The organism is Streptomyces musisoli, from assembly GCF_016741855.1.
GTDB lineage: Bacteria > Actinomycetota > Actinomycetes > Streptomycetales > Streptomycetaceae > Streptomyces > Streptomyces musisoli.
Genome location: NZ_JAERRH010000006.1, coordinates 173673 through 187105, shown reverse-complemented (window position 1 = coordinate 187105; position 13433 = coordinate 173673). Strand labels below are relative to the sequence as shown.

General features: G+C 70.0%; 10 protein-coding genes. 6 read left to right on the top strand and 4 right to left on the bottom strand.

Annotated features, from left to right (window positions below):
• Window positions 1–41 precede the first annotated feature (41 nt).
• On the bottom strand, window positions 42–1520 hold the full coding sequence (locus JK361_RS18470) for a sugar transferase (RefSeq protein WP_201819226.1): 1479 nt from the start codon (window positions 1518–1520) through the stop codon (window positions 42–44).
• A gap of 1308 nt (window positions 1521–2828) precedes the next feature.
• On the opposite strand from JK361_RS18470, the gene JK361_RS18465 reads away from it, so the two are divergent.
• Both JK361_RS18465 and JK361_RS18460 read left to right on the top strand, forming a co-directional pair.
• The gene (locus tag JK361_RS18465; protein ID WP_307787271.1) at window positions 2829–3341 is read left to right on the top strand and encodes an Lrp/AsnC family transcriptional regulator; all 513 of its coding nucleotides are present in this window, start codon (window positions 2829–2831) and stop codon (window positions 3339–3341) included.
• 276 nt (window positions 3342–3617) lie between these two features.
• Complete coding sequence (locus JK361_RS18460; RefSeq protein WP_201819224.1) at window positions 3618–7169, top strand: indolepyruvate ferredoxin oxidoreductase family protein; 3552 nt, start codon at window positions 3618–3620, stop codon at window positions 7167–7169.
• A gap of 178 nt (window positions 7170–7347) precedes the next feature.
• Here the strand turns inward: JK361_RS18460 and JK361_RS18455 are convergent, their stop codons facing one another.
• Window positions 7348–7962, bottom strand: a complete 615-nt coding sequence (locus JK361_RS18455) for a DUF3995 domain-containing protein (RefSeq protein ID WP_236053176.1) — start codon at window positions 7960–7962, stop codon at window positions 7348–7350.
• Window positions 7963–8441: 479 nt separating this feature from the next.
• Here JK361_RS18455 and JK361_RS18450 point away from each other — a divergent pair, with 479 nt between their 5' ends.
• On the top strand, window positions 8442–9101 hold the full coding sequence (locus JK361_RS18450) for an NADPH-dependent FMN reductase (protein WP_201819223.1): 660 nt from the start codon (window positions 8442–8444) through the stop codon (window positions 9099–9101).
• Window positions 9102–9480: 379 nt separating this feature from the next.
• On the opposite strand, the gene JK361_RS18445 is transcribed toward JK361_RS18450, so the two are convergent.
• Entirely contained in the window at window positions 9481–10002 is a 522-nt protein-coding gene (locus tag JK361_RS18445; RefSeq protein ID WP_201819221.1) for a hypothetical protein, read from the bottom strand.
• Between the two features lie 85 nt (window positions 10003–10087).
• Here JK361_RS18445 and JK361_RS41295 point away from each other — a divergent pair, with 85 nt between their 5' ends.
• Together JK361_RS41295 and JK361_RS18435 are read left to right on the top strand one after the other, a co-directional pair.
• Window positions 10088–10450: a VOC family protein gene (locus tag JK361_RS41295; protein WP_307787270.1), complete on the top strand. Its 363-nt coding sequence runs from the start codon at window positions 10088–10090 to the stop codon at window positions 10448–10450.
• The gene (locus JK361_RS18435; protein ID WP_201819219.1) at window positions 10447–11337 is read left to right on the top strand and encodes a S41 family peptidase; all 891 of its coding nucleotides are present in this window, start codon (window positions 10447–10449) and stop codon (window positions 11335–11337) included. Before JK361_RS41295 ends, JK361_RS18435 begins: the two co-directional genes overlap by 4 nt.
• Window positions 11338–11532: 195 nt before the next feature.
• On the opposite strand, the gene JK361_RS18430 is transcribed toward JK361_RS18435, so the two are convergent.
• Window positions 11533–12453, bottom strand: coding sequence for a LysR family transcriptional regulator (locus JK361_RS18430; RefSeq protein ID WP_201819218.1), 921 nt, complete (start codon window positions 12451–12453; stop codon window positions 11533–11535).
• 137 nt (window positions 12454–12590) lie between these two features.
• Between JK361_RS18430 and JK361_RS18425 the strand changes: the two genes are divergently transcribed.
• On the top strand, window positions 12591–13424 hold the full coding sequence (locus JK361_RS18425) for an inositol monophosphatase family protein (protein WP_201819216.1): 834 nt from the start codon (window positions 12591–12593) through the stop codon (window positions 13422–13424).
• Window positions 13425–13433: the final 9 nt, after the last annotated feature.

Here is a 13433-nt window from a genome sequence, read left to right as displayed (position 1 = left end):
GCCTGCGTTGCGTGCGCCGGCCGGACGCCGGCCCCCGCGCATCAGTAGGCCCCCTGCCCCCGGAGCACCGCACGCAGCGTCTTCCACAAGATCACTGTGTCCAGGGCGAGCGACCAGTCCTCCACGTACCGCAGGTCCAGCCGGACGGCCTCCTCCCACGGCAGGTCGCTGCGTCCGCTGATCTGCCACAGGCCGGTGAGTCCGGGCTTGACCAGCAGCCGCCGCCGGATGTCCGGGTCGTACGCGGCACATTCCTCCGGTAACGGAGGCCGCGGACCGACGAGCGACATCGATCCCGTGAGCACGTTGAACAGCTGCGGGAGCTCGTCCATCGAGTACCGGCGCAGCACCGCTCCCACCCGGGTCACCCGCGGATCCCGGCGGAGCTTGAAGAGCGGGCCGGCGCCCTCGTTGCGGTCGGCCAGCGCGGTACGCGCCCTGTCGGCACCGGTGACCATGGTGCGGAACTTGAGGATGGTGAACTCGCGGCCGTCCTTGCCGACCCTGCGCTGGCTGTAGAACGGCCCACCCCGGCTGTCCACCATCACGAGCAGCCCGACGAACACCATCAGCGGCGCGAACAGCATCAGCAGAAGCGTCGCGCCCATCCGGTCGACGACCTCCTTGACCACCCGGCGGCCCCCGGTGAAGGTCGGCATGCTGACCCGCAGCAGCGGGATCCCGAGTACCGCGTCGACGTGCAGCCGCGGGCCGGCCACCTCCATCAGCACGGGGGCCACGACCATCTCGGCGTCGCTGCTCTCGAGGTTCCAGGCCAGCCGCTGCAGCCGGTCAGGTGACCAGTGCGGGTCGGGTGTGACCGCGACGACGCGGTAGCCGTCGTGGCGGACGTGTTTGGCGACGTCCGCCAGTGGGCCGACGACCGGCACTCCGTCCAGTTGGCCGGCGTCGAGTCCGAGAAGGTCCGTCGTGCACACCGCTTCCACCCGCCAGCCGAGGTGCGGGAACTTGCGGGTCCGGGTGATCAGGTCGCGCACGGTGGCCAGGCTTCCGGCGGCGAGCACCGGTCTCAGACAACGCCCTTCCTTCCGCTGTTTGTGCAGCCATAGGCGCAGCAGATAGCGGGCGGTCATGGTGACGAGCGCGATCGCGGGAATCGCGACGAAGATCCAGAGTTTGATGTTGCGCGAGGTGAGTGCGATTCCGCCGAGTGCCAGTGCGACGGTCGCCATGAACAGTGAGCGTCCGAGCCGGCGGAATTCCTCCGCGCCCTGGCCGAGAACGGCCGGAGCCCACGACCGGCTCACCGCAAGCGCCCCCAGTACCAGCAGCTCGGTGCCGAATGCGAGAATTCCCCATTTCTCGTGCCAGTTGGCCGCGTCCCGAGCCCCGAAGAAGTTGCCTATGGCCGCCACCACGAAGGCGGTGGTCACAGTATCGCTAATGATCACGGTACGGCGGTACCGCTGTTCCCAGCCGATTGTGGGATGGCTGATTGTCCCGTCCGCCACACGCTCGCGCGCCGACGGAAACGAGCTGACTGCTCCCCCTTGCCGCACAGAACCCCCCAGGTTCCAGTGGTTCGACGTCTTCGCCTCACACTGTTCCTCCAGGCGGAAGGCCCCCGCCCCCCGCCCTGCTCCCCCTTAGGGAGGCCCCGCGCAGCGCTGTTCCTCCTTGCGGAAGTCCCCCGCGCCGCGCCGTGCCTCCTTGCGGAAGGCCCCCACCCTCCGCGCATGGCATCCCGCTTTCGCGGAGCCATGTGAACAACCCACCCTGGTGGCAGTGACACGCATGCCCTGCCGGACTCTCGAAGTGCGCGGGAACCCGCGGAAACCTCTGGTGCTCCCCGCACTCGAGGCCCCCTTCAGGGCTCCAGGAATTTGATCACCCCCACGTCGGGCGCCGGGGACGCGACTGCTGCCTTTCCATAGCGCCGGACCCATAGATCATTAAGGGCTGCCTCAGGTGCGAACAGCTGAAGCACGGTCAATCTAGACCATCGGAACCGGAATTGGAGAGGGGATGTGTGTAATTTGTGTTCAAGCTTTCAGGCATGCGAAGCTCGGCGCTTGGTCGTCACGCGGACGTCATCGCCGTCACCGCTGAGAACGCCCTGCTCACGACCCTGGGCTCCGCTTCGTGGAGACGTTGTGGATCATCGCCGCGGCCGCTTCGCGGGGCGTCGGAACGGGCTTGTTCGTACCGCTCCGCCCACCGGCTTTCGGTGAGGCCGGAGGGCTTTCGGCGGAAGACCCACCCGACAGGACATCTGTTCGACGGGGTCGCGGGTGGGCGGCCGGGGCGGGCGCGCCGGGCGGGGGATATGTTCGCCGCCCGCGCGGGACGTCGCGGACGTCGGCGGTGGCGCGGGTCCCGAAGGGTGGAGGAGACGTTCGGCGACGGCGCGAGAACGTGAGGGAAGGGGCCGACGGGCCCGCCTGGGCCACTGGATCACCGGACCGGCCGCCCCGTATCCCGACCGTTTATGTATCCAGGGATTTGCATTACCATCGGCACTCCACCGGCGGCCGAGGCAAGCCGTGTGTCCGTCCCGGAGGCCAGGATGTGATGTCAGCACGCCGATCGTCCAGGCCGGCAACCGCCCACGCCGCCGACCTGCGCCACCGCATCGTGGCCGCTCCATGCCGCGCATCGTGACCTGATCGCGAGGACGCACGGAGAGCACCGCCACAGCCTCCCCACCGCTTCCCGCGGGCTCGCCCGCGTGCCTCCGCCCGACCGTCGTGCGACGTGTCCGTACGGACGACGGAGCAGACCGGGGGAGCAGCGGGACGACCCGGTCGACCACCCGCTCGGCCGCGCACCGAGAAAACCCTTCCTCACCGAGATATTGCGAGGTCATCGTGGCCGCTCTCGACACCCTGGACGTCTCCATCCTGCGAGAACTCCTCACCCGGCCCCGAGCGGGGATGCGCGAGTTCGCCCGCACACTCGGCATCGCCCGCGGGACGGTGCACACGCGGATGAGTCGCCTGGAGCGGCTCGGTGTGATCACCGACTATGCGCCGCGGATCTCACCGGCACAGCTCGGCTTCCCCATCCTGGCGTTCATCCATCTGCACCTGGCACAGGGACAGCTCGCACGGGTGACACGGGCCCTGGTGCTCGTCGACGAAGTGCTGGAGGCCCACACGACGGCCGGGGAAGGTGACGTGCTCTGCCGAGTCGCCGCCCGGGACACGGAGCACGTCGAGGAGATCATCCAGCGCTTCCTGCAACTGCCCGGTGTGGTGCGCTGCCGTACCGAGATCGCACTCAGTGAGCGGCTGCCGAGCCGCATCACCTCGCTGCTGTCCCTGGTCGACCAGGACCTCGCGGCGAACGAGACGAAGGCCCCCGGACCGGCATCCGACTGACCGCACGCGGGCGTCACCGAGGAGGACGGGCCGGCCACCCCGTGGTCCGGCCCGTCCACCGTTTCGCGTTCCGGAGGGCCCCAGCGGCCTTCGCCGAGGTGTCCGGAGGGGCCTGACGCGCCACCGGCCTGAGCCGATGGATCACATGGCCCAGCAATGGCCCGCATGTTCTGGTCCAACGGATCAGTTGTCGGCGCCCGGGGCAGGCCACAGGCCCATGCTGGTGCGACTGTGCCCCAGCGCACTCTGCGCTCCTCAGCATGAACAGGAGGCGAGATGACGACCATCGTCAGTGCCGACTTCCGTCCTCACGACGGTGAACGCGACGGTGTGCCGGTCGACCCCCGCCAGCGGTACCAGGCCACGGCCGGTTGCGTCCAGCTCACCGGGATCCAGGCACTGGCTCGGTTGCCGATCGACCAGCACCGGCGCGATCTCGCCGCCGGCAAGGACGTCGCCACCTTCATATCCGGTTACGAGGGTTCCCCCCTGGCCGGCTACGACCTGGAGCTGGGCCGCCTGCGGTCCCTGCTGGACGCCAACGACGTGCGGCACGTGCCCGGGCTGAACGAGGAGGCCGCGGCCACCGCGGTGCAGGGCAGCCAGTTGGTCAACACCCTCGACGGTGCCACGCGCGACGGCGTGCTCGGCGTCTGGTACGGCAAGGCCCCCGGCCTGGACCGGGCCACCGACGCCCTGCGGCACGGCAACCTCATGGGCGCCCACCCCGCGGGCGGCGCCCTGGTCCTCGTGGGCGACGACCCGGCCGCGAAGTCGTCGAGCGTGCCCTGCTCCTCGGAGCTGGCGCTGATGGACCTGGCCATTCCGTTCCTCAACCCGGCCGACTCCCAGGAGGTGCTGGACCTCGGCCTCCACGCGGTGGAGCTGTCGCGCGCCAGCGGTCTGTGGGTGGGGTTGAAGATCGTGACCGCGGTCGCCGACGGCTCCTCGCTCGTCGATCTCGGAGCCGAGCGTCCTGCGCCGGTCCTCCCGCCGGGCTCGGGCCGTCATGAGCCGACCGCCCGGCTCCTCCAGCCCACCCTCGGTCCGCTGGAGCGGGACCTGATGACCACCCGGCTGCGGCTGGCCCGCGAGTACTGCCGGCTCAACCGGCTCAACCGGGTCGAACTGCGCGGGGACGACGACGTCATAGGGATCGTGGCCTCCGGCCGCACCTACCGCGAGCTGCGCGCCGCGCTCGACCGGCTGGGCCTGACCGACGCACGCCTCACCGAGGCCGGCATCCGGCTCCTCAAGATCGCGATGCCCTATCCCCTGGACGCCGAGACGATCGTCGAGTTCGCCGACGGCCTGGACCAGATCATCGTCGTCGAGGAGAAGCGCTCCTTCATCGAGACCGCGGTGCGCGAAGCCCTCTACGGTCACGCCGGTGCTCCCCGGGTCTTCGGGAAGGAGGACGAGCAGGGCAAGGAGCTGATCCCGTCCTACGGTGAACTGGATGCCGACATCCTCGTCCGCCCGCTCGCCCGCGAGCTGGCTGCCCGAGGCGTCCCGGTCGAGCAGCAGCGCCCCGAGCGGATCGAGGGACGCACCCAGCTCCCGCTGATCAGCCTGCCCAAGCGGGCCCCCTACTTCTGCTCCGGCTGTCCGCACAACAGCTCCACCAAGGTGCCCGACGACTCGCTGGTCGGCGGCGGCATCGGCTGCCACGCCATGGTCCTGCTCATGGACGAGGACCAGGTCGGCACGGTCACCGGTCTCTCCCAGATGGGTGGCGAGGGCCTCCAGTGGATCGGCATGGCGCCGTACACCCGGCGCGAGCACTACCTGCAGAATCTGGGCGACGGCACCTTCGACCACTCCGGCTCGCTGGCGATCAGGGCCGCCGTGGCCGCCGGGGTGAACATCACCTACAAGCTGCTCTACAACTCCGCCGTCGCCATGACCGGCGGCCAGAGCGCGGTCGGCGCCATGGACCTCCGCCAGATCGTCGACGTCCTGCGTGCCGAGAAGGTGGCCAGGATCATCGTCACCTCGGACGACGTACGCCGGACCCGGCGCATGCGGCTGCCGCACGACGTCACGGTCCGGGACCGCGGCCGGATGGAGGAGGCGCAGCGGGAACTGGCCGGGACACCCGGCGTCACCGTGCTGGTCCACGACCAGGAGTGCGCCACCGAGAAGCGGCGCAAGTGGAAGCGCGGCAAGCTCGACAAGCCCACCACCCGGGTGTTCATCAACGAGCGCATCTGCGAGGGCTGCGGTGACTGCGGGCACAAGTCCAACTGCCTGTCGGTCCAGCCGGTCGAGACCGAGTTCGGCCGCAAGACGCAGATCCACCAGGCCTCGTGCAACGTCGACTACAGCTGTTTGAAGGGCGACTGCCCGGCCTTCATGACGATCACCGGCGTCGAGTCCGCCAAGGGCTCCGCGGGCGGTACGGCCCGCGACCCGCGCGTGTGCGGTGAGGCCCCCCTGCCCGACCCGGTCCCCACCGTCACGGGCGGCGACTTCGGCGTACGGCTGACCGGCGTCGGCGGCACCGGGGTGGTGACGATCTCCCAGATCCTCGCCACCGCGGGCCTGCTCGCCGGCTGGACGCCGCGCTCGCTGGACCAGACCGGACTGGCGCAGAAGGGCGGCGCGGTCGTCTCCGACATCCGCTTCCACCGTGCGGGGGAGGGGCGTACCAACAAACTGGGTGCCGGCGAGTGCGACCTCTACCTCGGCTGCGACATCCTGGTGGCCGCCGACGCGGCCAACCTCACCGTGACCTCCCCCGACCGGACGGTGGCGGTGCTCAACACCGCGCGGGTCGCCACCGGTCACATGGTCGCCGACGTCCGCCAGACCTTCCCCGACACCGCCGCCATGAGCGAGCGGCTGCTGGCACGGGTGCGCCCCGGCGCCGAGGTGCTGGACGCACGGGAAACCGTGCTGGCCCTGCTGGGCGACGACCAGTACCTCAACACCTTCCTGGTCGGCGTCGGATTCCAGCTGGGCGCCCTCCCGCTGCCGGCCGCGGCCATCGAGGAAGCCGTCCGGATCAACGGAGTCGCGGTGGAGGCCAACCTCCAGGCGTTCCGCTACGGGCGGCTCTGGGTCGCCGACCGGAGCGCGGTGACGGCCGCTCTCGGGACGGACGGCTCCCGCGGGTCCGAGCCCGCGGACACGTCGGGCGATCCCAGCCCGCTCGGCAAGCTCGTGGCCCGCCGCATCGCCGAGCTGACGGCGTACCAGGACGCCCGGTACGCCGCCCGGTACGCCGAGACGGTGGACGCGGTCCGCGAGCGCGAGCGGAAGACCGTCCCCGGCACCGAGGACCTGGCCACGGCGGTGGCCAGGAACCTGTTCAAGCTGATGGCCTACAAGGACGAGTACGAAGTGGCCCGCCTCGCCCTCGACGAGGGCGTCGCCGCCGAGCTGGCGGAGCAGTTCGGTCCCGGGGCGAGGGCGCAGTGGAACCTTCAGCCCCCGGTGCTGCGGGCGCTCGGGATGCGGCGCAAGATCCGGCTCGGTGGCTGGTTCCGTCCCGGCTTCACCGCCCTCTACGGCATGCGCCGGCTGCGGGGGACCGCTCTCGACCCGTTCGGCCGGGCTCATGTGCGCAAGGTCGAGCGAGCACTGCTGGAGGAGTACGCCGAGCGCGTCACCCACCTGCTCGACGGCCTCACCCCCGCCAATCACGCGGTGGCCGTGCAGATCGCCTCGCTCCCCGACATGGTCCGCGGGTTCGAGGAGGTCAAGCTCCGCAACGTCGAGGCGTACCGCGCCCGGCTGCGGGAGCTGACCGAGCGCCTCGACCGCGACCCCGGCGAGGGCCGGGTCAGGAGCGCCGAGCAGGGCACCGCCCGCGCACAGGGCTGAGGGCCGTAGCGCCCCCGGCCACGGAATGTCGAAGCCCCACCAGGCAAGGAGTAGCCGACGACGAGGCCGACTTCGAGCGTGTGATGCATGGTTGAGGCCCCGCCCGCGGAGCGGGGCCTTGAGCAGCGCGGACGATCGTCGTCGGCGGTCGCCGTGCTCGTGCGGTCACATGACGTCCTCAACCGATGCCGGCGACCGTCGTGGCCACGGAGAGGACCAGCGCACCGAGCGCGCCCCAGACTCCGTGGCGCCGCAACCTGCGCCGGTCACCGCGGCGGCGGACATACAGCGCGGTGGCCCCGGCGAAGGCCAGGCCGCCGACGACGAACCACGGTCCCCACAGCCAGAGGTACCAGCCGGTCAGCCCGGCCAGCTCCGGCTCGACCGACACGGCCCCTGCCTCGACCAGCACGCCATGGACGACGAAGAGCCCACCGTGCCAGGTGAGCAGGCCGGCCGCGACACCGCCGCAGAACACCAGGTGCCGGCTGATCCGCGTCCCCCGCGGTCGCGTCAGGCCGATGCCGACCAGTGCCCCGAACAGCTTCAGGAAGCCGGTCACCACCAGGACGGCAAGGAACCACGGCACTCTGTCGTGAGCGAGCTTCACCAGTGACGGTGACACCGTCGACCGCGCGCCGAAGGTACTGCCCGTCGCCCAGACGAAACTGGGTATCGCGAACAGCGACCCCCATGCCGCAGCGACGTATCCGGGCCACTTGCGCAGGTCGATACGGACCGCGCGGGGCGGGACGGGACGCACCGCCTGCTCGGATGTACGCATGATCGACATGACTCAACCATGATCCGAACAGCGGCGGCGTACGTCCTCCGCGCAGAGGATCCGCCTCCCCCGAGAGAGCTACCTCCGAGGCCACGCGCGGATGGTGACACATCACCAAGGGATGGCGCACGCTCGCGAGAAAGAGACCATGCACCAGACGGCCAGGGGGAGAAGCACGTTGCACCGGCACGGCGACTCCCCGCCGGTGACCACCGCCTTCGCCCGCGTCGCCCCGGCCCGGACCGCGGGCCGCTGGGAAGACCGACGGCGCCCGGTCTCGCGTCGTAGCCGCTTCAGGAACGCATGTGCAGACCCATGTGAAGAAATTCCTCGCAGAAGCAGGCCGCGGCACAGGATCCACCTTGCATCTCGGACGTCCGCACATACGGCGGCTGCCACCTGTCGCGTGACGTCAGCCGGGGAATCACACTGGTCGGTGGGGCGCCCTCGCCCTCGGGGGTGCTTGCTCGCGACGGAAGGACGGATCCATGCCCACGGACACGCTTCCCGGCCCGCTGCGATTCCTGATCTTCGGCGCGGCCCTGCGCGCCGATTCGACCAACGCCCGCCTCGCCTCTCTCGTCGCCCGGCTCATCTCCGACACCGGTGCCGCCGTCGACCTCGCCAACATGCGCGACTTCGACATGCCCTTGTACGACGGTGACATGGAGACCGGCGAAGGGCTGCCGCGCGGCGCCCTCGCCCTGCGCGACCGGCTGGAGCGGAGCGACGCCTTCGTCATTTCCTCGCCGGAGTACAACGCCTCCGTGCCGGGAGTGCTGAAGAACGCGATCGACTGGGTCTCGCGTGTCCGGCCGCAGCCTTTCAAGACCAAGCACGCGTTGCTCGTCTCCGCCTCGCCGTCGCTGGTCGGCGGCAACCGCGGGTTGTGGGCTCTGCGGATTCCCCTGGAACACCTGGGCACCCGCGTCTACCCGGACATGTTCAGCGTGGCCAACAGCTACCAGGCCTTCGCCGAAGACGGAACACTGGCCGACCCGGGGCTGCAGCAACGTCTCACCGAGACCGTCTCGGGGTTCCTCAGCCTCGTCGAAGCGGACGTGCGCTACGTCTGCCTCGAACGCCGGTGGTACGAATTCCTGGGAGACCGAACCGAGGCGGCCATCACCCAGCGTGCCGAGAAGTAACGCCTAGCCACCTCGGGAGTGCTATTGCCCAAGGGCGGCCCGTGGCTGCGCATGGGTCCGCTCCGGACGGGCGTGGTCTGGGCGAATCAGGTGAAACCAAGACGTGCCAAGAGGATTGGCGCGCTAGATGTCTGTGGGAACACCCCCACAGCGCGCGGCAGGTGCGCTGACCGTCGTCCTCGCGCTCGCACAGCACAAGGCCGCCGAAATCCATGCGCCGGCTGCACTCGGGACAGTCAGGGACTCGGTCGGTCATGTGGCGCACCCCAACGGAGCGACAGCTTCGTCCCGGTGATCACGGGCTTGGGCGCTGGCGCGGTGGGTTCCGAGGCGACCGTCCTCGTCGCCGCCATCAGCGAGTGGCTGTGACTCTTGGTCGTCACGCGGCGGGATCCACGTTCCATGCCGCGGGCAGATCGCTGCCGCAGAAGACGCAGACGAAGTGGTCCTCGCGGACGATGTTGTGCTCCTGGCAGTCCGGACACCGCCGGAACACCACCTCGTGGGTGAAGCCGGAGGGCCGCCGGAGCTCTGCAGCATCCAGAGCGCGGGCCACTTCCGACCAGGAGGTGACGTCCGGGCAGTACCCGGTGGACTGGTTGCTGACCTCGCTCACGGTCCACCGGCCCACCTCACACGTGAAGCCGATCTCGCCGGCACTCAGCACCATGTCTCCGCCGGCACAGGCCACGTGCTCGCTTCGCCGCGGCGCCAACCGAAGCACACCGTCCATACCGACCACGAAGGTGAACGGTTCGGCCAACTCCGCCGCCGACTGCTCCATGACCCATTCACCGAAGTCAGCCGCCCAGCCGATCCGACGCCCGCCGTCACCAGGCCGGACCGCAGCCCGCAGCTCGACCGGTCCGACATATCGATAGCTCCGCCCCCGCCCACTCACCTCAGCCAACCTAGAGCACTTCCGACACACACCACAGGGGTACGGGTAGCCAGTACCGGACTGCGCGACGAAGAAGAAGCACCCCGTGACGCTTCAGCGGATGGACAACGTGGGCATCGCCGTCGACGACCTGGAGGCTGCCATCGCCTTCTTCACCGAACTCGGCATGGAGCTGGAGGGCGAAGCGCGGATCGAAGGAGTCTGTGCGGACCGGATGCTTGGCCTCGCCGGGGTCCGCAGCACCCGCCTGCGCCGCCATGGCGCCGAACTCCTCGGTGTGGCGCGGGCGGGCGGTCCGGATGAGGCGGGCGGTCTCCACCGGGCCGTCACGCGGCGTCCGGTGCGCAGGAGGCGCATCGCCGAGGAAGCCGTGAGCGGAGCACATCAAGAAGCGGCCGTGAAATCCGTTGGGCACGCGTTCGACTCGGGCCTAACATCGCGCGCATGACGACTCATCACGAGATAATCGACGCCGCGCTGGCCAAGATCACCGCCGGTTACGTGTTCCCCGAGAAGACGGCTGCCATCGACGTGGCGATCCGGCGCCGGCTGGCCGAAGGCGCATATCAGGGCCTGGACTTGCGGGAGCTGTGCGAGCGAGTCACGGACGACCTCCAGAGTGTCTGTCCGGACAGACACCTGCGGTTGCTGTGGTCCGAGGAACCTCAGTCGATGGACGAGGAGCCGGAGGACGTCGCTCGCGCTCGGTTCGCGCAGTACGCCAGGGAGAGCAACTACGGCGTCCGGCGGGTGGAGCAGCTCGACGACAACATCGGCTACCTCGACCTGCGCATGATCGCCCCCGCCGACCTGGGCGGTCCCGCGATCGCTGCCGCCATGCAACTGCTCGCTCCCACCCAGGCATTGGTCATCGACCTGCGGCAGTGCCGGGGCGGCTCACCGGAGGGCGTGCAGTTGTGGTGCAGCTACTTCTTCGCTGACGACGGGGTGCACCTCAACGACATCTACCAGCGGGCCACCGGCTCGACCCGCCAGTACTGGACCCTCGGGCACCTGACCGCACCGCGCTACCTGGACCGCCCGGTCACCGTGCTGACCAGCGACCTCACCTTCTCCGGCGGAGAGGAACTGGCGTACAACCTGAAGGTGCTGGGGCGCGCCACCTTGATCGGCCAGACCACCCGCGGTGGCGCCCATCCCACGGACCGTATTCCGGTCGCCCCGCACGTTGCCGTGACTGTCCCCGCCGCCCGCTCGATCAACCCGGTCACCGGCACCAACTGGGAAGGCGTCGGTGTCGAGCCCGACGTGGCCATCGCGGCCGGGGACGCACTGAAAGCGGCACTAGAAGACCTGCGCACACGAATCGGCTAGCAGCGTTCGACGCCCTGCGGATAAGCGGCGGGGAGGCAGGGGACGGAGGCGGGGGCAGGTAAAGGTGCCGTGAGCAGGGAGCCCTTGCACCCGCAGCCGCTTGGGCGCTGACCTGACCGGGATGGGACCCAGCCCGACCGGTGTCCACCGGGGTGCGAGTCGCCAGAGAGTGGGGGACCCCATGGCTGATCCCGACTAGAGATCTTCAAGGTGTGGGTTACGTCGGGGCGCCAGCGCGATCCGCGCCAGATCGCGCAGCCAGACGTGTGCGGGGTCGGTGTCATAGCGCTGATGCCATGACAGGTACACCGCGGCCGGCGGTAGTTCCAGCGGCAGTGGGAGCAGGGTCAGACCGAGAACCGTGGCCGCTGAACACGTCGTCGATTCGGGGGCTGTGACGAGGAGGTCGGAGCTGCGCACGAACTCGAATGCGGCCCCTTCGGTGGGCGCGGTCGCCACTACCCGTCGGGTGAGGCCGAGCCGCGCGAGGGCGTCGTCGAGGGCGTTGCCGAGCCTTCCGCGCCGCGAGACGGTGATGTGCTCGGCCGCGGCGTACCGCGCGGCGGTGACAGCCTTGACTCGGGTGAGCGGGTGCCCTCGCCGTACGACGATGACGTGCTGGGTCTCAGCCACCCGATCGGCGCGAATGTCGGGTGCGGTCGGGGGGTTCGCGTTCGCCTCCAGGTCGACCTCGCCGCGACGCAGCTCGGGGGTGTCGATGCTCGATTCCGCGATGAAGCGCAAACGCACGCCCGGCGCCTGCTTGCGTACGGCCGCGAGAAGCGCGGGGCCATTGAGGGCGACGAGTGAATCGTGCCAGCGGAGTGTGAAGGTGCGCTCGAGCGTCGTGAGGTCGAGTTCGCGGCTCGGTGCCAGCACGCCCTGGACCTGCTGCAGCAGCTCGTGCACCTGTTCCCGGACGGCGATCGCGTACGGCGTCGGGGTCATCGTGCGCCCGGTACGCACCAGGATCTGATCCCCCGTCGTGCGCCGGATCCGGCCGAGGCTTCGACTCATCGCGGGGGCGGTGACGTGTAGGCGCTCAGCAGCTCCGGCCACGCTGCCTTCCTCCAGGAGCGCATCGAGCGCGGCGAGCAGGTTCAAATCCAATTGCATGAGACTCATGCTAGCCGTGCTTTACATGCACTTGCAGTTAATGACGGGCCCTCCTACCTTCGAGATGCGGGCGCGAAAGAAGAACGGTTTTCGCCTGGTCCGTCTCATCACCCCCCTGCTCAGATGGGAGCACCGTCATGCCCGAGTCGATTCAGACCACCGGAGTTGCCGCAACCGCCGGCTCCGCGTCCGACGCCGACCTGCTCGCGCAGACCGCGATCGCCGTGCGCGCGGCGGCTTCGGCGCTGCGGGAGCGGTTCGGCGACGTGGTCCGCTACCAGACCCGCGAAGAGCTGATGCGCGCGCTCGCCGCCAACGACGACGCGGCCCTCGACGTCCTGCGCCCCCGCCTCACCCTCCTGCGCCCGGGCGCCCGCGTGGTGGAGGACGAGCTCGCGGGCGGGGCCCTGCCCCCCGGCGAGTGGTGGGTCCTGGATCCGGCCGAAGGCAACGTCAACCACCTGCACGCCCTGCCGGAGTGGGCGGTGACCGCCACTCTCGTGCGCGACAACCAACCGGTGCTCACCGCAGTTCACCTGCCGTTGACCGGTGAGACCTACACCGCGCTCGCCGGCGGCGGCGCCCACCTCGACGGCCGCCCGCTGCACGTGTCCCAGACCACGGACCTCGGCCTGAGCCTCGTGGCCACGAGCCAGGCCAGGCCGGACGAGGACGAGAAGGTCGTGCGGCGCATCGGCTCCTCGATCACCGCGATGCTCTTCGATGCGCTCGTGGTGCGGACCTCCGTGCCCGCCACCCTGCACCTGCTGAACGTGGCCGCCGGCCGGATCGACGCCTTCTGGCAGTTCGCCGGGGCCCGCGCGGACCTGCTCCCCGGGGCGCTGCTCGTCGCCGAGGCCGGCGGGCGGATATCCGACGCCGAGGGCCGCCCCTGGACCCCGGAGAGCGAGACCTTCCTGGCCGCCGCGCCCGGCGTGCACACCGAGGCCGTCGCCACGCTCTCACGCTGACCGCGCACC

What these genes read in the sequence shown, in the direction of transcription:
- JK361_RS18460 (WP_201819224.1), top strand. Translation starts at nt 3,618, where the DNA reads ATGACGACCATCGTCAGTGCCGACTTCCGTCCTCACGACGGTGAACGC.
- JK361_RS18455 (WP_236053176.1), bottom strand. Translation starts at nt 7,962, where the DNA reads ATGTCGATCATGCGTACATCCGAGCAGGCGGTGCGTCCCGTCCCGCCC.
- JK361_RS18450 (WP_201819223.1), top strand. Translation starts at nt 8,442, where the DNA reads ATGCCCACGGACACGCTTCCCGGCCCGCTGCGATTCCTGATCTTCGGC.
- JK361_RS18435 (WP_201819219.1), top strand. Translation starts at nt 10,447, where the DNA reads ATGACGACTCATCACGAGATAATCGACGCCGCGCTGGCCAAGATCACC.
- JK361_RS18430 (WP_201819218.1), bottom strand. Translation starts at nt 12,453, where the DNA reads ATGCAATTGGATTTGAACCTGCTCGCCGCGCTCGATGCGCTCCTGGAG.
- JK361_RS18425 (WP_201819216.1), top strand. Translation starts at nt 12,591, where the DNA reads ATGCCCGAGTCGATTCAGACCACCGGAGTTGCCGCAACCGCCGGCTCC.